Genomic DNA, 17603 nt, shown 5'->3' on the forward strand with positions numbered 1-17603 from the left:
CTGGCCGGCTCAGATCGCGGTGGGAGCCACGGTGACCCTCACGGTGTTGTTCATGCCCGAGTCGGCGTACGGGCCGACCAACCAGTGCGTCGGGCTGGGAAAGGTGCTGCTGGAGCGCGGGCACACGGTCGTGTTCGCCGCCGAGCGGTCCTGGGAGGGCCGGCTCGCGCCGTTCGGGTTCGTCGAGGCGCTCGTCGACCTCGCGCCGCCGGACCCGGACGCGACGGACGCCGCGGCCGGGCAGTTCTGGATCGACTTCATCAACGAGACCGCGCCCGAGTTCCGCCGGCCGACGATCGAGCAGCTGGCCACCTTCATCCAGCCCACCTACCAGGCGCTCATCGACGGGGCCAGGTACTGCAAGGCACAGCTGGCGGCGATCATCGCCGAGCACCGGCCGGACGTGCTGGTCGAGGACAACGTCGTCGCCTTCCCGGCGTTGACCACCGCGGCCGGCGCGTTCGTCCGCGTCGTCTCCTGCAACCCGCTCGAGGTCCGCGGCCCGGGCGTGGCGCCGCTCTTCTCGGGATATCCCGAGAACGACCGGTCGGGGTGGGCGGAGTACCTCGCCGAGTTCGACCGGACGCACCGGGAAATGCGGGCCGACTTCGACGCGTGGGTGCGGGCCCAGGGCGCTGCCCCGCTGCCCCCCGGCGACTTCATCCACACCTCGGCGCACGCGAACCTGTACGTGTACCCGGAGGAGCTCGACTACACGGATGCCCGGCCGCTCGACGAGACCTGGCACCGGCTGGACTCCAGCGTCCGGGAGACCGACGACCAGTACGAGCTGCCGGCCGGGTTCGCCGCCCGCGACGCCGACGCGGCGCTCGTCTACCTCTCGCTGGGCTCGCTCGGCAGCGCCGACACCGGCCTGATGCAGCGGCTCATCGACGTGCTGGGCACGACCCGGCACAAGGTGATCGTCAGCCTGGGACCGCGGGCCGAGGAGCTTACGCTCGCGCCGAACATGGTGGGCGCGGCGATGCTGCCCCAGACGAAGATCATCCCCCAGGTCGACCTGGTCATCACGCACGGCGGCAACAACACGACGACCGAGTGCATGCACTTCGGCAAGCCGATGATCCTGCTGCCGCTGTTCTGGGACCAGTACGACAACGCCCAGCGCGTCCACGAGCGGGGCTACGGCCTCCGCCTGTCGACCTACGGATTCGCCGACGGCGAGCTGCTGGCCGCGGTCGAGAAGCTGTTCGCCGACACCGAGCTGCGCGCGCGGGCGGCCGCGGCCGGCGAGGCGATCCGGGGGCGGGACGGCCTGCGCAAGGGCGCCGACCTCATCGAGCGGGTCGGGCTCGCCCACGCCCGTGCCTGATCTCCCAGTCCTCGTCGAGGAGGTGGACGGGGTCTGGCGGTCGAGGCCAGCCGGCCCCGGCGCGGGAGTCGCGCTGCTGGAGCTGTTGGCCGCGCCCGCCGATCCGCCGGACGGATTCCGGCTGACCCGGGGCGTGCGCGGACCCGTCGCGGCGGGTGAGCGGCGGATCGCGGTCGACCAGACCAACGAGTCCTGGGTGGTCGGCGAGGCCGCGGTGGTCAAGTGGACGACCGAACCGCTGGTCGGCCCCCATCCCGACCGGCTGCGCCGGCTCGCCGCCGCCGGCTTCGACCGGATGCCGGCACTGTGGGGCCTCCTCGAGTGGCGCACGCCCGAGGGCCACTGGGTGCCGGTCGCGACCGCCGTCGACGTCGTGCCCGGCGCGCAGGACGGCTGGACCTGGTGCGTCGAGGAGGCCCGCGCCGCCCTCGGCGTCACCGACCAACCGACCCGCCCGTTCGCGGCCGAGCTCGGCGGCCTCACGGCGGCGATGCATCTGGTGCTGGCCGACTCCCCCGCCGAACGCGCCTCGGCGACGGCGGCGGCCGACACGCTTGCCGACGCCCTGCGACTGCTGGCCCGCGTGAGCTCGCCGCTGCTGGACACCCACCGCGCGGCGATGGCCGAGGCACTGGCCCCGCTCGGCGACGCGGCCGGGACGCCGCTCGTCGCCGTCCACGGCGACTTCCACGTCGGCCAGCTGCTGCGCGGGCCGGCGGGTGCAGGGCTGTTCGTCATCGACTTCGACGGCAACCCCACCCTGACCCCGTCGCAACGGACCGCCCGGCAGCCGGCCGCGCTCGACGTCGCGGGCATGCTGATGTCGCTGGAGAACGTCGGGCACGTGGTCCGCCGCTACGCTCCCGAGGTGCGCGACGACGCCGCGGCCGCGTGGACCGCCACCGTCCAGGCCGAGTTCCTCGACGCGTACCGCGCCGGGCTCGGGGCGGCCGGCCGCGGCGAGCTGCTCGACGAGTCGCTGCTGGCGGCCTACGGCGCCCAGCAGCTGTGCCGCGAGCTCGCGTACGCCGAGTCCCACCTGCCGCACTGGCGGTACGTGCCCGAGGGCGCGCTGCGGCGCCGCTTCGGCCGGGGCGAGGCGGCGTGAACGCCGACCTCTTCCTCGCCGATCTCGAGGACAAGCCAGCCCGGCTGCGCGCGCTCGCCGCTGCGGTCACCGGTTCCTGGGCCGCGACAGATACGGACCGGCCGATCCTGCTGTTCGGGATGGGCTCCTCGCACTACGCGAACGGGGTCGCGGCCGCGCGGCTGCGGGCCGGGGGCCGCCCGGCGGTCRCCGAGCTGGCGAGCACCGACCTGCTCCCGCGGGTTCCGCCGGGCGCGCTGGTGGTGGCCGTCTCGGCGTCGGGCGGCTCGGCGGAGACGCTCGACGCGGTCCGGACCAGCCGGGCTCAGTTCGCCCGATCCCAGGGCGCCCGCACTCAGGAAACGCCGGCGACCTTCGTGGCGCTGACCAACCGGGCCGACGGCGAGCTCGCGTCGCTGTGCGACGTCACGGTGCCGATGCTCGCGGGCGACGAGCGCGGCGGCGTCGCCTGCCGCTCCTTCCAGCACACCCTGGCCGTCCTGCTGAGCCTGCCCGGTGCCGGGCTCGACCCGGCGACCGTCACCCGCGCGGCCGAGGCCACCGAGGACCTGCTCGCCCGCCGCGACGCCTGGCTGCCCCGGGTGAGCGAGCTGCTGCTCGGTCCGGACGGCACGCACGTCGTGGCGCCGGCGCGCCGGCTCTCGTCCGCGCAGCAGTCGGCGCTCATGCTGCGCGAGGGGCCGCGCCTGCCCGCGGTCGGCTGCGAGACCGGCGACTGGAGCCACGTCGACGTCTACCTCACGAAGACCACCGACTACCGCCTGCTGCTGCTCGCCGGATCCCGCTGGGAGCCGGAGCTGCTGCGCTGGACGGCCGAACGCGCCAGCACCGTGGTGGCCGTCGGCGCCGACACCGCCGGTGCCGCGTACACCCTGCGTTACCGCCACGACGACATCGACGACGTCCGCCTGCTCACCGAGACCCTCGTCGCCGAGCTCGTCGCCGCCGAGGCCTGGCGTCGGCGGCTCTGAGACCAAGCCACCCCTGAGACCGGGCCGGCCCGAGACCGCCGACGCGAGCAGTCGCGCCAGCTCCGTCTCCGCCACGACGGCGACGCTACCGACGTGCCGGCGACGCTACGGACGTGCCGGCCGACCACGCGTCAGACCGGTGCGCCGCTCGCCCCGCCGTGACCGGAGTGGCCCGCCTTCTGGATGGTGTCCTTCACCCGGTCGACGACCGAGGCGAACGGGCCGACGGTCCACTGCCGCAGCGTCGAACCGGCGGTGCCAGGGTGCGGGTGGGTCGGGGCGAAGCGCTCCACGGCGCGCAGGGTGTTGCCCATCGCGTGCAGCTTCGCGGCGTCGCATCCCGCGCGCACGGCCGGGAACTCCTCGACCTCCTCGCGCTCGGCGTGCTCGCTGACGGCACGTTCGAGCCTGCCCAGACGCTCGTCGAACCCCTTGGAGAAGATGTCCGTCTTCTCCAGGTCGCGCAGGATGCGCGTGGCCTCGACCTCCTCCTTGTCGCGGGCGTCCGCGACCGGCTCGCCGAGGACCCGCCTGCTGATGGGACGAAACACCAGCTCCTCGGCCGTCTCATGTACCGCGAGCAGCGCCCGCAGTTCGTCGAAGGCCTGGCGCCGGTGCTCGTCGCGCGCGTTCCGCACGTCGACGAACAGGTCCCGGATCCTGGCGTGCTGTTCGAGGAGCGTGCGCACCACGTCGCCCTCCGGGAGCCGGGCGGCTTCCTGACGCTCGCGCTCCGCGGCCGCAGCAGCCATGTTCGTCACCTCCGTCGGGTCGACGGGCCCGCTGGCAGCGGGCCGCACCTGTCCCCCGCTGGCCTGCCCCGCCTCCCCGCCGGCAATCGGACGAGCCGGGACCGTTCGGCCCGACCGGTGACTGACGGGTGTTGTGTCCTCGACGACGGGTACGCGGCGCCCGTGACAGAGTTGGGCTACTTCCTGTCGAGCGAGGAGTTGAGCGCGCCCCGGACCGTGCAGGTGGGGCAGGCCGCCGAGCAGGCGGGCTTCGACCGGGTGTGGGTCTCGGACCACTACCACCCGTGGCAGTCGAGCCAGGGTGAGAGCCCGTTCGTCTGGACGGTGCTCGGCGCGCTCGCCGCCACGACGAACCTGCGCCTGACGACCGCCGTGACCTGCCCGACGTTCCGGATCCACCCGGCGATCCTGGCTCAGGCGACAGCCACCGTCGCCTCGCTCGCCCCCGGCCGGTTCACCTTCGGCGTCGGGTCGGGCGAGGCCCTCAACGAACACATCCTGGGCGAGGCCTGGCCGCCGGTCAGCGTCCGCCACGAGCGTCTCCAGGAGGCGCTGGAGCTCATCCGCCAACTGTGGACCGGCCAGACCGTGACCCATCAGGGCCGGCACTTCACCGTCCACGACGCGAAGGTCTGGAGCCGGCCGGACGAGCCACCGCCGATCTACATCAGCGGGTTCGGGCCGAAGGCCACCCGGCTGGCCGCCCAGGTGGGCGACGGTTGGATCACCACCCGGCCGGACACGGATGGACTGAAGACCTACCGCCGCGACGGTGGGACGGGCGGCACCCAGGCCGGGCTGAAGATCTGCTGGGCGCCGACGGAGGAGAAGGCCGCCGACACCGCCCACCGGCTGTGGGGTCACGAGGGCAGCGGCGGCCAGCTCTCGCAGGACGTGCCGACGTGGAAKGGATACGAGGCGCTCGGCTCACGCACGAGCCCCGAGGAGACCGCGCAGGCCGTCGCCTGCGGACCGGACCCCAAGCGCGCGGCGGAGGTGATCGCCCGTACATCGAGGCCGGGTTCGACGAGGTCTACATCTCGCAGATAGGGCCCGACCAGGAGGGCGGGATCCGCTTCCTGGCCGAGGAGGTCATGCCGCTGCTCCGCTGAGGACACCCGCCCCGTCCTCCAAGGACGCCTGCCCTCCTCCCTCCGCTCCTCCCTCCTCGTGCTGGATGCCGGTCAGTGGATGCCGGCGTTCTCGAGCAGGAGCGCCGCGGTCGTGACCGCGAGGTCGCCGATGGGCTGTGCCCGGACCACGGCGCGGGCGCTGGCACCGTCGTAGATCATGGTGAGCCGCTCGGCCAGGAGCACCGGATCAGGAGCGCCCGCGCGACGCGCCTCGGCCGCGAAGAAGTCCGTGAGCGCCTGYTTGTGCCGGCGGGCGACGGTGGCGGCCGGGTGCTCGGGGTTCTTGACCTCGACCGCGGTACCGACGAGCGGGCAGCCGCGGAAGTCGGGATCGGCGCTGGCGGCCTCGAGCCACGCGAAGACTCCCAGGATCCGTTCCCGCGGTGGGTGGGCGTCATCGGCGACCGGGAACATCTGCGCTCGCAGCGTCCGCGCCCACCGGTCGAGACTCGCGGCGATCATCGCGTCCTTGCTGTCGAAGAGCTGGTACATCGACCGCTTGGAGACGCCGGCCGCCCGGCACAGCACCTCGACGCCCACCCCCACGCCCTCCCGGTAGAACAGCTCCGCCGCCGCGTCCAGTAGCCGCTCCCGGGTCGCTGGCACCAGTGACGCCGGTCGCGACGGTTGCGACGGTTGCGCCAGGGGGGCCGGTTGCGACGCGGCCGTCGCGGGTGGCGCGGGTGGCGCGGGTGGCGCGGCCCCCACGGCGGGCGGACGAGGCTCGGAGGACGTGGTGCTGCTCACCACCCCAGGGTAGAACGTCGGGCTTGCCGATGGAAACCGATCGGTTTACGGTGACCGAGGAGTCGGAAACCGATCGGTTTCCATCGAGGCGAGGGAGCGGGCCATGACCGCTATCGAGGGTGCCGTCGTGCTGGTCACCGGGGGCAGCCGCGGGCTCGGGCGGGCGTTCGTCGACGCCGCCTATGCCCGCGGCGCGAAGAAGATCTACGCCACCGCCCGAAACCCCCGCGATGTCACCCACCCCGGTGCCGTCCCGCTGGCACTCGAGGTCACCGACCCGGCGGCGGTGGCGGCCGTCGCCGAGGCCGCGGGCGACGTGACGATCCTGATCAACAACGCGGCCGGCTACGTGGCCGCGCCCTTCTTCGACGGTGACGTCGACGCCATCCGGCGGGAGTTCGAGACCAACTTCTACGGGCCGCTGCGGATGACCCAGGCGTTCGCGCCCGCCATCGAGGCGAACGGGGGCGGCCACATCCTCAACGTCGCCTCGGTCCTGTCCTGGTTCGCGCTCGGCGGCTCGTACGCGGCGTCCAAGGCGGCGCTGTGGTCGCTGACGAACTCGCTGCGCCTCGAGCTGCACCCGCGCGGTGTCGGCGTGACCAGCCTGCACGTCGGATACATCGACACCGACATGGCGGCCGCCGTCACCGCCTCGAAGGCCGACCCGCGCGAGGTCGCCGACCTGGCCCTCGACGGCGTCGAGGCGGGCGCGTTCGAGGTCCTCGCGGACGACACCACCCGCCAGGTCAAGGCCGCCCTCGCCGGCGACCTGGCCGCCCTCTACCCAGAGCTGGCCGCCTAGACATCCCCACCCGGAGTCCATGGCTTTCGGTAGTAGGCCGATCTCCAAGAGCGAGAGTGCCAGCTCCGGATGGTCGTATATCGACCGTAACCGGAAGATAAGGTGGGAAAAGTGGTGGTCGACCGGCCGCGCGCTGAGCCTTGGCGCGGGTAGCCCGCACCTCCACCCACTCGCGGAGCGGAGGCGATGAGACGGACATCCCAGGTGGCGCCGCGCCAGCCCCAGCAGATCCGGGTGTGACGGGACCAGCCGCTTCTGTGGCAATGGCGGTGACGGATCCGGGCACTGGAGCGGCCGGCGTTCTGGACCCGATTCACGACGCGCCGACCGGGCCACTGCCGGCGTCGATTGTCCCGCCCGAACCGATACGACCGCCAGAGACGGTACGGCCGGCGGAGACGGCAGGGCCGACGGGGCCCGCGAGGTCGAGGCGCCGCGCGCCTGGCAGGAACCTGCGCCGCAACGTGCTCGCCGGCGCCGCCTGCGTGGTGGTGCTGATCGTTGGGATCTCGGTGCTGGCGTGGGCGCCCTGGGGCTCGGGCCGCGAGGCACAGGCCGGCCCGGCCGGCGGCGGCCAGCCCGGTCGCGGCAAGGACGGCGCGGCAACCGGCCCCGACGGGTCCTCGATACCGAAATCCGGGAAGTCGGACGACCGCGCGCGCTCGGCCGACGACGGGGCCGCCCAGGGGGCGGGCGAGCGGGGGCCCGCCGGGCAGGGCATCGGGGCGGCGGACCCCGTCGCCGGTGGTGACGCCGGTACAGGCGGGGTCTCCGGAGCCGGAGGTACGAGCGCGGATGTCGGCACGAAACCCGGGTCGGGTTCAGGGTCAGGCTCGGGTGCTGGCTCGTCCGGAGCCACGTCGGGCACGAGCACCGGAACCGGTTCCGGCTCGACCGGCTCCAGCGCCGGCACCACCGCGGCCCGCACCACCGCGCCGGCCGCCTCCGGATCCAGCACCGCGAAGAAGAACCCTTACACCGCCGCCCAAGTGTGCGGCTCCGGCTACTCCGAGATCGACAGCCACACCCTGACCAGCGGCTCCACGACGGCGAAGATCGTGTTGATGTACAACGGTGGCACCAACTGCGTGGTCACGCTGAAGTCCGGCGCCGGCGTCGGCGCGGCCCAGTCGATGGCGGCCTGGGTGCAGGCACAGAACGGTTCGTCGAAGGTGACCGACTCGGGTTCCTACCAGTACTACGCCGGTCCGACCAAGGTGTCCGCGAAGGCGATCTGCGTGAAGTGGGGCGGCAGCCTCGGCAGCGTCTCCTGGAGCAGCGACTGGTCCCACTGCGGCTGACCCGAGCGCCGGCCGCCAGGTCGGCCCGAGATCCCGCGTCCCGATCATGGGGATCCGTTCGCCCACCATGGCGGCGAGCTGCCGCCCGGTTCTCTTCCCRCATCTCGTCAGCGTGGGCACGGAACCTGGTCTGTCGAGACCGGCTCAAGCAGACTGGAGAGGCCAGCCGGAGGACGAGCGGGCGAGGAGGCTGAATGGCCGACAGCGCCGGCGTCGCGGACTCCGCCGAGACCTCCGGGCCCGAGTCGCCGGAGGGGCCGGAGGGGCCGGAGGGGCCGGACCCGGTCCGGTTGTTCGAGCGGCACCGGGGCCGTCTGCTTGCCGTCGCGTACCGGGTGCTCGGCCGGACCGGCGACGCCGAGGACGTGGTGCAGGACGCCTGGCTGCGGTGGAGCATGACCGACGTCGCGAAGGTCGCGGACCCCGAGGCCTACCTGGTGCGGATCGCGACCCGGCTGGCGATCGACAGGCTGCGCAGCGCCCAGGCACGCCACGAGTCCTACGTCGGCCCGTGGCTGCCCGAACCGATGCTCACCAGCCCGGACGTTGCCGAGGACGTCGCGCTGGCTGACTCGGTGTCGACCGCGCTGCTGCTCGTGTTGGAGGCGCTGTCACCGATCGAGCGGGCGGTCTTCGTCCTGCGGGAGGCGTTCGGCTACCCGTACGGCGAGATCGCCGAGATCGTCGGCCGAACCGAGGCGACGGCCCGCCAGACCGCGCGGCACGCCCGCGAACACGTCGAGGCTCGGCATACCCGCTACGACGCCGACCGAGCCACCCGAACGGTCGTGACCGAGCGGTTCCTGGACGCGGCCACCGGCGGTGACCTCCAGGCGCTCATGGCCGTGCTGGCGCCCGACGTCGAGCTGGTCAGCGACGGTGGCGGGCTCGCGCCGGCGCCGCGCAAGGCGATCCATGGCCTGGAGCTGGTGGCTCGGGCGCTGGCCACCTTCGCCGGCCGGATGCCGCCCGAGCCGAGCGTCGAGCTCGTGACGCTCAACGGCGGCCCCGGCATCGTGGTCCGGTCCGGGCAGACGCCGGTGGCGGCCATCGCCCTGCACCTCGTGGATGGTCTGGTGAAGACCATCCATCTGGTCAGCAATCCGGAGAAGCTGACCGGGCTGCGGCAGGGGTGACGACCGCCACCGGCGCTGCTCACCGACCGCCCTCATCGACCGACCTCATCGAGCGCGGCGGCGGCGCAGCGGGGCGCCGCCCGGCGCCAGCATCAGCACCGGCACGTTGAGCCAGCGGGAGAGCCGGAAGAGCGCGGGCGGGCTGCCGCTGACCAGCTCCTTGTACCGAACGGCCGCGCGGCCCTTGAGGTACCAGCGGCCAGGGCTGTCGTCGGCGTGGGTGAACTGGATGACCGCGTCCCGGCGGCCCAGGCTCACCGGCTGGTGGATGTAGCCGAACCGGAACGGCTTCGGCCGGCGGCCCCGCAGCCGGCGCCCAATGTTGTCGGCGGCGCGCGCGCCCGTCGGCATCCCGCTCTGGCAGGTGCCGTGGATCATTCCCCAGGGCTGGCGCACCGCGGCCGCGTCGCCGACGGCGTAGATCGCCGGATCCGACTCGGACCGCAGCGTCTCGTCGACGAGGATCCTGCCCTGGCCGTCGACCGCGAGGCCGGCCTGCTCGGCCAGCGGCAGCGCCCGGACGCCGACGGTCCACACCACGGCGTCCGCCGGCACCGGTTCCAGGTCACCAGCGACCTCGATCCCCGTGGGCAGGACCTTCGTGACGTCCACTCCGGAACGCACCTCGACGCCGAGCCGGTCGAGCCCCCGGTTCAGGTACGCCCGCGCGGCGTCGCCCATCATCGGGCCGGGCTCGTCTCTGCTGAGCAGGGTGACGCGCAGGCCGGGGAACGTCTCGGCGATCTCGGTGGCCGCCTCGACCCCGGTGAGGCCGGCGCCGACCACGGCGACCCGGCCGGCCGCCGCGTCGACCTCGGTGAGCCGGTCCGCCAGCCGGGCCGCCGCCGGGCCCGCCAGTGTGTAGGCGTGGTCGGCCGCGCCCGGCACGGCGCCGGTGTCGGTGACGCTTCCCAGCGCGTACACGAGGATGTCGTAACCAAGCTGCCGGCGGCCGTCCTCGGTGTCGACGTCCACGGTGCGCGCGGTCCGGTCCAGCCCGACGGCCACGCCCTGGACGAACGCGACGCCCGAACCGGCGAGCAGATCCGGCAGCCGGTGGTCGGCGAGCTGTTGGCCGGTGGACAACTGGTGCAGCCGTAGCCGCTCTACGAACCGGTCGGACGGGTTCACCAGGGTTACCCGGCCGCCACGGCGTCGAGTCCGCCGGGCCACCCGCACAGCGGCCAGCACGCCGGCGTAGCCGCCGCCCAGCACCAGGATGCGGGTTCCGCCCGGCTCGCCGCCCACGGTGCGGTTCTCAGGTGACTGGGACATCTCGTGTGACTGAGACATGGAGAGTCCTTCGTGGTGGTTGGCACCCCTGTCGGGCGCCACTCACCCCGAGGACGAGACGAACCGCCGAGCCGTGAAACGGACTGGCAGTGACCCCCGTCACGGCGACCGTCAGGCCGCGGTTCGGCCGTCGCCGCGTTGACGGCTCGCCTCTGACGGCTACGCCTCGCCGGACGTGATCCCCGCCCCGGGCTCCGCGTCGCCAAGGGTGATGGCGATCGCGACGTCGCCGTAGGGGAAGGGCCCCTTGCCGAGGTGGCCAAGCGTGTTGAAGAACTTCGAGATCCCCACCATGACGCCGTACTTCGCCCGCACCTTGCGCTGGATCTCGTCGAATTCGGCACCGGCCGCCGCTATCTGGGCCGTCCCCGCCGCGAGGGGCGAACCGGCCTTGACGCGGCCACGGGCGTCCGACGGCTGGACGGTCACCCTTGGGCTGTTGCGCAGCCGCTTGTACTTGCCAGACGCGGACGACGTCCAGAAGCCGACMCGGCCATCCTCCAGCGGCACGATCCAGGTCGTGGTGGGCACGCCGGAGCCGTTCCTGCGAAAGGTCGTGACCGCCACGTACTTTTCGTCACTGAGCGCCATGCCCGCAGAGTGTAGAACTCCGCGCGCGCATCCAGTCGACACGTTGCGTCCACTCGCCGACCGCGCCGACCGCGCCGACCGCGCCGGTCGCGGTGCCCCGCGATCCGGTCTCTGGGCTACCCCGGACAGTTTCCGTGGGGGAACTTCCAACTGCGGTACGGTCCTGACGCCCCGAATCCGTCGCAGGTCATTGGGGGGTTGCGACGTGTCGGGGATCGTCAGTCGGGGGAGGCAAGGCGTGGTTGCGGTGCCTGGGCTGTCGCCGCTGGACGAGGACGACCCGACCACACTCGGCCCGTACGTTCTGCTCGGCMGACTGGGCGACGGCGGCATGGGCAGCGTCTATCTCGGCCGTCTCGCGGCTGACCCGTCCGGCACCGACTGGTCTGGCGAGCAGTCCCTGGTCGCCATCAAGGTGATCCGAGCGGACCTGGCGCGCATCGACGAGTTCCGGGCTCGTTTCGAGCGGGAGGCGCGCGCGGCTCAACGGGTCGCCCGGTTCTGCACCGCCGAGGTGATCGACGTCAACGCGGACGGCCGCCGTCCCTACCTGGTCACCGAATACGTCGATGGACCGACGCTGTCGGCGGCGGTCCGGGAGCGTGGCCCGCTGCGGCCGGCCGCCATTGAACGTCTCGCCGTCGCCGTCGCCAACGCGCTGACCGCGATCCATGCGGCGGGCGTCGTTCACCGGGACCTCAAGCCGGGCAACATCATTCTTTCGTCCAGCGGAGCCCGAGTCATCGACTTCGGTATCGCCCGGGCGCTCGACGCAACGACGGCGTTCACACAGTCCGTGATAGGCACGCCAGCGTTCATGGCACCCGAGCAGGCCCTGGGCGAGCCTGTGGCGGAGCCGGCCGACGTCCACGCCTGGGGCGCGGTCGTGTTGTTCGCCGCGACCGGGCGCAGCCCTTTCGGGGACGGGTCGATCCCGGTGCTCCTCCAGCGGGTCGCCACCGCCGCGCCGGATCTGACCGCGCTCCCTGGGTCGCTGCGTCCGATGGTCACCCGCGCGATGGCCAAGGACCCGGCCGAGCGTCCCTCCGCCCGCGACCTGCTCCTCGCTCTCGTCGAGGCAGGGCCCACGGAGCCACGGAACGTTCCGGCAGGTGGCGACGCCCGCCACTCCGCGTCGACCGACAGGCGCCCGGGCCCGCCGCGCGACGAGCTCGGGGCGACGCGCGCTGTCGACGTGGACGACTCCACGCCGACGGCCACGGCACTCACCCGCCTCGCGAACGGCGACGCACGGACGCCGGTACCCGCCCCGGCGCCAACCGTCCCGACCCGGGGCCGCCGACGCGGGCTGACGGCCCGCGGATGGATCGCCACGGCTGTCGCCCTGGCGCTTGCCGCCGCGACCACCGTCGTGGTGACCTATTCACTCGGCAAGGACGGTCCCGAGAAGAAGACAACCGCCAGCATTCTTACGGTCACGCCTCCGCAGCCGCTCGGAGGACCCCTGACCGGCCACACCGGCTTCGTGTGGTCGGTGGCTTTCTTTCCCGACAGCAAGAAACTCGCGACCGCGAGCACGGGCGGCGCCATCCGGATCTGGGACATCGGCGACCCGAGAAAGCCACGGCTTCTCAGTGGGCCCCTGACGAACAGCACGGACTCTTCTGTATCCATGGCACTGTCGCCCGACGGAAAGACTCTTGCCGCCACGACCGCGACCATCGAACCCAACCCCGACCCCGACGGCTACTCTTACTATCGCGACCGCGGCGTTCACTTCTGGAACGTCACCGATCCCGCCCGTCCCGCGTTCCTGGGAACACCGATAACGAGCGGCGACCAGCAGACAATCTCTCTGGCCTTCAGCCCCGATGGCACCCTGCTCGCCAGCGGACGCGGCAAGGGAAACACCAACGGAGGATCGAGTCTCTGGAACGTCATGGACCCAGCAGAACCGAAACAGCTAGGACCAGACCTGGCCATCCAGACGAACATTCTTTCGGTCGCCTTCTCCCCAGACGGGAAAACACTCGCGACCGGTGGCGGAGGCGCCAGGCTGGTATACCTGTGGGATATCACCGACCGGAGTCAGCCGAGGGAACTGGGAAAGCCCCTGACGGCGGTACACCTCGGATCCCTTCCGGTCGTCTTCTCGCCCGACGGGTCTCTTCTCGCCACCGGGGGCCTCGAAGGCAACGTGTACCTCTGGGACGTGACCGACCGTGACAGACCCTTTCGAGTCGGCCGTCCCCTGCTGCACCAGGTGTCCGACGCCCCGGATCGAGGGGCCTACTCGGAGGTGAAGTCCATCGCCTTCACGCCAGACGGCTCGGTGCTCGCCACGGTCGGCCCGGACGGCAACCTCCGGCTCTGGGATGTCACGGACGCCCGGGACCCGAAGCCCCTGGGCGCGCCAATCCGGGCGGGCACCGGCAACGTCCTGGCGGTGGCCATCTCTCCGGACGGGACGATCCTGGCCACCGCCGGGGACGACGCCACCGTCCGCCTGTGGCGTCTGCGCTGAGCGCTCAACGCGGGACCTTGGCCGTGCGCCTCGACGGGTCGTCTGCCGTCAGCAAATCTGCCGCGGGCAGACCGCGGGCTGATCGGCGCGACGATCTCGCAGAGTTGAGACATGAGTGGTGAAGCGAAGCCCCCGCTGTTTAACGACCGGATGCGACAGGACCTCTACGCGCAACGCGTCCTCGTGCTCGATGGGCCGTTGGATGATGACAACGGCACCCTGCTGGCCACGCAGCTGATCGCGCTGGCGACCGAGGACGCCGCGGCCGACATCGCGCTGTGGATCCACTCCCCCGGCGGGTCGGTGCCGTCGATGCTGGCCATCCGCGACGTCATGCGGCTCATCCCCTGCGACGTGTCCACCCTGGCGCTCGGCATCGCCTACAGCGCCGGCCAGTTCCTGCTGTCGTCCGGCGCCAGGGGAAAGCGGCGCGCCATGCCGCACGCCCGCGTGCTGATGCACCAGGGCTCGGCCGGGATCGCCGGCACGGCGGTCGACATCGAGCTGCAGGCGAACGACCTGCGCCATACCCGGGACACGGTGCTTCGGCTCATCGCCGAGGACACCGGCCAGGACATCGACCGGATCTTCGAGGACTCGCTGCACGACCGCTGGTACACCGCCCAGGAGGCCCTCGACTACGGCTTCGTCGACGCGATCGTGCAGGCCTTCGACGAGGTCGCGCCGCGCGGCCGCCGGCCCTTCGGGATCGGCCTGTCCGCCGACCGGACCACCGACCGGGCCGCCGACCGGGCCGCCCGATGAGCACCTACACGATCCCGAACGTCATCGCGCAGAGCCCGCGCGGCGATCGGATCATGGACGTCTACTCGCACCTGCTCACCGAGCGGATCATCTACCTCGGGACGGCCATCGACTCCGGCGTCGCGAACGCGCTGGTCGCGCAGCTGCTCTACCTGGAGGCGGACGCCCCCGACCGGGACATCCAGCTCTACATCAACTGCGAGGGCGGCGACCCGAGCGCGATGCTCGGCATCTACGACACCCTGCGCTTCATCCGGCCCAAGGTGGCGACGACCTGCGTGGGACAGGCCGTCGCGGTCGGCGCCGTCCTGCTGGCCGCGGGCGCCGAGGGCAAACGCGCCGCGCTCCCGCACGCGCGCGTCATCCTGCACCAACCGGCGGCGCAGGGCCGCGGCGCGATCCCCGACCTCATCCTCCAGGCCGACGAGGTCGTCCGCGTCCGGGCCGACATCGAGCACATCCTCGCCCGGCACACCGGGCAGAGCACCGCGACGCTGCGCGCCGACACGGACCACGACCGGGTCTTCACCGCGACCGCGGCCAAGGAGTACGGCCTCATCGACCAGGTGATCGAGCAACGGTAGGCCTCAGAACCCCGAGACGACCGCGGGCCGGGCCCCACGTCCCGACGCGGCCGGGCCCGCACCCGTCAGGCCCGGCCGCGTCGGCCGGCCCGGCCGACGCGGCCGACGCGGGTCCCGCCGGTCAGGCCCGCGAGCAGGTGACGACGGCGCCGCGCAGTTCGTAGCTCATGAGGCCGTCGCACCAGGTCATGTCCGGGGTGCGTTCGAGGCGGACGTCGGGCAGGCGCAGGAGCGCGTCCAGGAACACCCGGGTCTCGGCGATCGCGACCTGGGCACCGGGGCACCGGTGGCTGCCGTCGCCGAAGCTCATGTAGGAGCCGACCCCCCTCTGCCGGCTGGCCCGGTCGGGGTCGAGCGCGTGCGGGCAGGCGCCCACGGTCGCCTCGTCGACGTTGGCGGCCCGGATGTTGACCGCGAGCAGGTCTCCCGCCCGGACGGTGTCCTGCCCGAGGTCGGCGTCCTCGGTGGCGCGCCGGTRCAGCATGGCGGCCACGGGCTCGAGGCGGAGGATCTCCTCGAGGATCACGATCTGGTCGGCCTCGTCGCCGGCGGTGAAGCGGGCCCGCAGGGCGTCGTCGTCGAACAGGTGCCAGGCGGCCATCACGATGAACTCACGGGTGGTGACCATGCCGGCGACGGCGTAGGTCATGCACTCGATGAGGATCGCCTTGTCCGGATAGCCCTCGTCGATCAGATGCGAGATGACGTCCTCGCGCCGTTCCTCGCGGCGGGACCTGATCGCGGGACGCACGTCGCGGCCGAAGAACCGCATCGCGTGCACGGCGGTCACCGCCTTGGCGCCGAAGCGGATGGCGGGGTGCATGCCGCGCAGCCGGGTGCCGAGCAAGGTGGCCTGGATGCGTTTGGCCATCCCGGCCTGGTCGCTGTCCGTCAGGCCGACGATCTCCGCGGCCACGGCGACGGCCAGCTTGTAGCTGAGCTCGTCGAGCCGCCCTCTTCCGTCGGCCCGCAGCTGGGCGAGCAGCTCGTCGGTGGTGCGCTCCATGACCAGGCGGTGGCGGGAGCTGATGGCCTTCGGGGTGAAGAAGCGGGCGATCGCCGTCCGCCGGCTGCGATGGGTGTCGCCGTCGAGGAAGAAGACCGGGCAGAACTCGTCATCCGGGTTCATCTGGTCGGAGCTCGCGCCCGCCTGGCGCATCCGCGCGCTGCGCAGGATCGCGCGGCCTAACTGAAAGTCGCCGACGACCCGCGCCCCGGCGTCGGCGTGCACCCGCTGCGCCGCCAGTGCTGCCGACTTGCGGTCGTCGCGGGTCGGGTCCATCGGACGCGCGGGGAGCTCCGTAGCCGTCACAGCGGCCTCCAGACAGGGTTGAACCGGTGGTTGTCAGCCAACGACGGGCACAGCGTAAGCCATCTCGTGCAAGAAGTCTTGCACGAGATGGCCAGGGCGGCCGCCACGGCGAGGCGGGGTGCGAGGTGGGGTACGGGATGGGCTACGGGTGAAATGCCGGATGCCGGCGTGGCGAGGTGAGGCAGGGTCGACGTGGTGGTCGCCGTGGCGCGGCGACTAGGTTCGAGCCACACGACGTGCGCAGACGGGAGATCCGGTGGTGGTCGGCGGCTCCGGCGGCGGTCAGGCCTCCGGCGGGCCTGGAGACGTCGGCGGCCACTCGCCGCGGCCCCACTCCTACGAGAACTCGCAACGGTCCAGGCAGGCCGCGGCGACCCGGGAACGGATCGTCACCGCGGCCACCGACATCGTCCACGACCTGCCGAACTGGGACTGGCGAAGCCTCACGATCCGAGCCGTGGCCCAGCGGGCCGGCGTGAACGAAAGCACGGTCTACCGGCATTTCGCGACCGAGCGGAACCTTCGCGACACCGTCCTACGCCGGCTCGAGACGGAGGCCGGGGTCGAGCTGGAGCACCTCCGCCTCGACAACTTCGGTCAGACCATCGCGCAGACCTTCACCTACCTGGCGACGTTTCCCATCGACCGGCCGACCCTCGACGACCCGACGTTCGCCGCGCTCGACCAGCGCCGCCGCGACGCGCTCCGGGCCGCGCTGACCCAGGCGGCGGCCGACTGGACCGACAGCGAGCGCGAGATGGCCGCCGCGGCACTGGACGCCTACTGGAGCGTGTCGACGTTCGAACGTATGATCACGACCTGGAATCTTGATCCCGACGAGGCGACCCGCGCCGCCACCTGGGTCATCGGCCTCATAACCACCGCGGTACGAGAAGGACACAGCCCACGGCGGCCCGACACCGACTCGTGATCGTCCGTGCCCGGTGGACCGGCCGAGGGACGTACCCTTCTGCGAAGGCACGAACACACCAGCTCCGCCGCGTGCCATGCTGGCCTACCAGCCCGGGCCGGTAGGAATACTGGGTCGAAAGCTCCGATCGTTCCGGTATCCGGACAGATCCGGATGGAACACCGAGACCGAAAGGATCCCCGAACCGCCATGCAGAGCGTGGCAGAGCTGCCGGTACAGGCCGCGGCCGAGCCAGACGAGACCAGTTGGCCGGTCCTGCTCGTCGAGGATGACGACGGTGACGCCTTCCTCGTCGAGGAGCTCCTCGACGAGACGTCGGCCCCGGTCCAGCTGCTACGGGCCAGCAGCATCGCCGA

General features: G+C 72.3%; 15 protein-coding genes and 2 pseudogenes. 12 read left to right on the forward strand and 5 right to left on the reverse strand.

Going from position 1 to position 17603, the window contains the following annotated elements:
* Positions 1-31 precede the first annotated feature (31 nt).
* Genes BCD49_RS28870 through BCD49_RS28880 form a run of 3 tightly spaced genes read left to right on the forward strand, consistent with a single transcriptional unit; the run spans position 32 to position 3412 of the window.
* Positions 32-1333, forward strand: a complete 1302-nt coding sequence (locus tag BCD49_RS28870; protein WP_007512641.1) for a nucleotide disphospho-sugar-binding domain-containing protein — start codon at positions 32-34, stop codon at positions 1331-1333.
* On the forward strand, positions 1326-2441 hold the full coding sequence (locus BCD49_RS28875) for a phosphotransferase (RefSeq protein WP_007512643.1): 1116 nt from the start codon (positions 1326-1328) through the stop codon (positions 2439-2441). The genes BCD49_RS28870 and BCD49_RS28875 overlap by 8 nt, the downstream gene beginning before the upstream one ends.
* A complete protein-coding gene (locus tag BCD49_RS28880; protein WP_071042114.1) occupies positions 2438-3412 on the forward strand; it encodes an SIS domain-containing protein in 975 nt (324 codons plus the stop codon). Before BCD49_RS28875 ends, BCD49_RS28880 begins: the two co-directional genes overlap by 4 nt.
* Positions 3413-3543: 131 nt before the next feature.
* Here the strand turns inward: BCD49_RS28880 and BCD49_RS28885 are convergent, their stop codons facing one another.
* A complete protein-coding gene (locus BCD49_RS28885) occupies positions 3544-4164 on the reverse strand; it encodes a hemerythrin domain-containing protein (RefSeq protein ID WP_007512647.1) in 621 nt (206 codons plus the stop codon).
* A 162-nt stretch (positions 4165-4326) separates the two neighbouring features.
* On the opposite strand from BCD49_RS28885, the pseudogene BCD49_RS28890 reads away from it, so the two are divergent.
* A pseudogene (locus tag BCD49_RS28890) lies at positions 4327-5276 on the forward strand (TIGR03557 family F420-dependent LLM class oxidoreductase).
* Between the two features lie 72 nt (positions 5277-5348).
* On the opposite strand, the gene BCD49_RS28895 reads toward BCD49_RS28890, so the two are convergent.
* On the reverse strand, positions 5349-5903 hold the full coding sequence (locus tag BCD49_RS28895; RefSeq protein WP_007512649.1) for a TetR/AcrR family transcriptional regulator: 555 nt from the start codon (positions 5901-5903) through the stop codon (positions 5349-5351).
* Between the two features lie 244 nt (positions 5904-6147).
* On the opposite strand from BCD49_RS28895, the gene BCD49_RS28900 reads away from it, so the two are divergent.
* From BCD49_RS28900 to sigJ, 3 genes are all read left to right on the forward strand, one after another.
* Positions 6148-6849, forward strand: coding sequence for an SDR family oxidoreductase (locus BCD49_RS28900; protein ID WP_007512650.1), 702 nt, complete (start codon positions 6148-6150; stop codon positions 6847-6849).
* Positions 6850-7313: 464 nt separating this feature from the next.
* The gene (locus tag BCD49_RS45330; protein WP_232793980.1) at positions 7314-8150 is read left to right on the forward strand and encodes a serine/threonine protein kinase; all 837 of its coding nucleotides are present in this window, start codon (positions 7314-7316) and stop codon (positions 8148-8150) included.
* A 194-nt stretch (positions 8151-8344) separates the two neighbouring features.
* Positions 8345-9286, forward strand: a complete 942-nt coding sequence (gene sigJ, locus BCD49_RS28910) for an RNA polymerase sigma factor SigJ (RefSeq protein ID WP_007512652.1) — start codon at positions 8345-8347, stop codon at positions 9284-9286.
* A gap of 45 nt (positions 9287-9331) precedes the next feature.
* On the opposite strand, the gene BCD49_RS28915 is transcribed toward sigJ, so the two are convergent.
* Positions 9332-10579, reverse strand: a complete 1248-nt coding sequence (locus BCD49_RS28915) for an NAD(P)/FAD-dependent oxidoreductase (protein WP_007512653.1) — start codon at positions 10577-10579, stop codon at positions 9332-9334.
* 159 nt (positions 10580-10738) lie between these two features.
* A complete protein-coding gene (locus BCD49_RS28920; protein ID WP_232793979.1) occupies positions 10739-11110 on the reverse strand; it encodes a PPOX class F420-dependent oxidoreductase in 372 nt (123 codons plus the stop codon).
* Here BCD49_RS28920 and BCD49_RS28925 point away from each other — a divergent pair.
* The 3 genes from BCD49_RS28925 to BCD49_RS28935 all read left to right on the forward strand — a co-directional run bounded on the left by BCD49_RS28925 (position 11100) and on the right by BCD49_RS28935 (position 15004).
* Positions 11100-13655 carry a WD40 repeat domain-containing serine/threonine protein kinase gene (locus BCD49_RS28925; RefSeq protein ID WP_232793978.1) on the forward strand — a complete coding sequence of 852 codons (2556 nt, stop codon included), beginning with the start codon at positions 11100-11102 and terminating at the stop codon, positions 13653-13655. The genes BCD49_RS28920 and BCD49_RS28925 overlap by 11 nt on opposite strands.
* Positions 13656-13766: 111 nt before the next feature.
* Positions 13767-14420: a ClpP family protease gene (locus BCD49_RS28930; RefSeq protein WP_007512656.1), complete on the forward strand. Its 654-nt coding sequence runs from the start codon at positions 13767-13769 to the stop codon at positions 14418-14420.
* A complete protein-coding gene (locus tag BCD49_RS28935) occupies positions 14417-15004 on the forward strand; it encodes a ClpP family protease (RefSeq protein ID WP_007512657.1) in 588 nt (195 codons plus the stop codon). The genes BCD49_RS28930 and BCD49_RS28935 overlap by 4 nt, the downstream gene beginning before the upstream one ends.
* A 121-nt stretch (positions 15005-15125) precedes the next feature.
* On the opposite strand, the gene BCD49_RS28940 is transcribed toward BCD49_RS28935, so the two are convergent.
* On the reverse strand, positions 15126-16316 hold the full coding sequence (locus BCD49_RS28940; protein WP_071042115.1) for a cytochrome P450: 1191 nt from the start codon (positions 16314-16316) through the stop codon (positions 15126-15128).
* A 256-nt stretch (positions 16317-16572) separates the two neighbouring features.
* On the opposite strand from BCD49_RS28940, the gene BCD49_RS28945 reads away from it, so the two are divergent.
* Complete coding sequence (locus BCD49_RS28945; protein WP_007512660.1) at positions 16573-17247, forward strand: TetR/AcrR family transcriptional regulator; 675 nt, start codon at positions 16573-16575, stop codon at positions 17245-17247.
* A gap of 189 nt (positions 17248-17436) precedes the next feature.
* Positions 17437-17603, forward strand: a pseudogene (locus BCD49_RS45335) (serine/threonine protein phosphatase); the annotation flags it as partial.

The organism is Pseudofrankia sp. EUN1h (assembly GCF_001854645.1).
Lineage (GTDB): Bacteria > Actinomycetota > Actinomycetes > Frankiales > Frankiaceae > Pseudofrankia > Pseudofrankia saprophytica.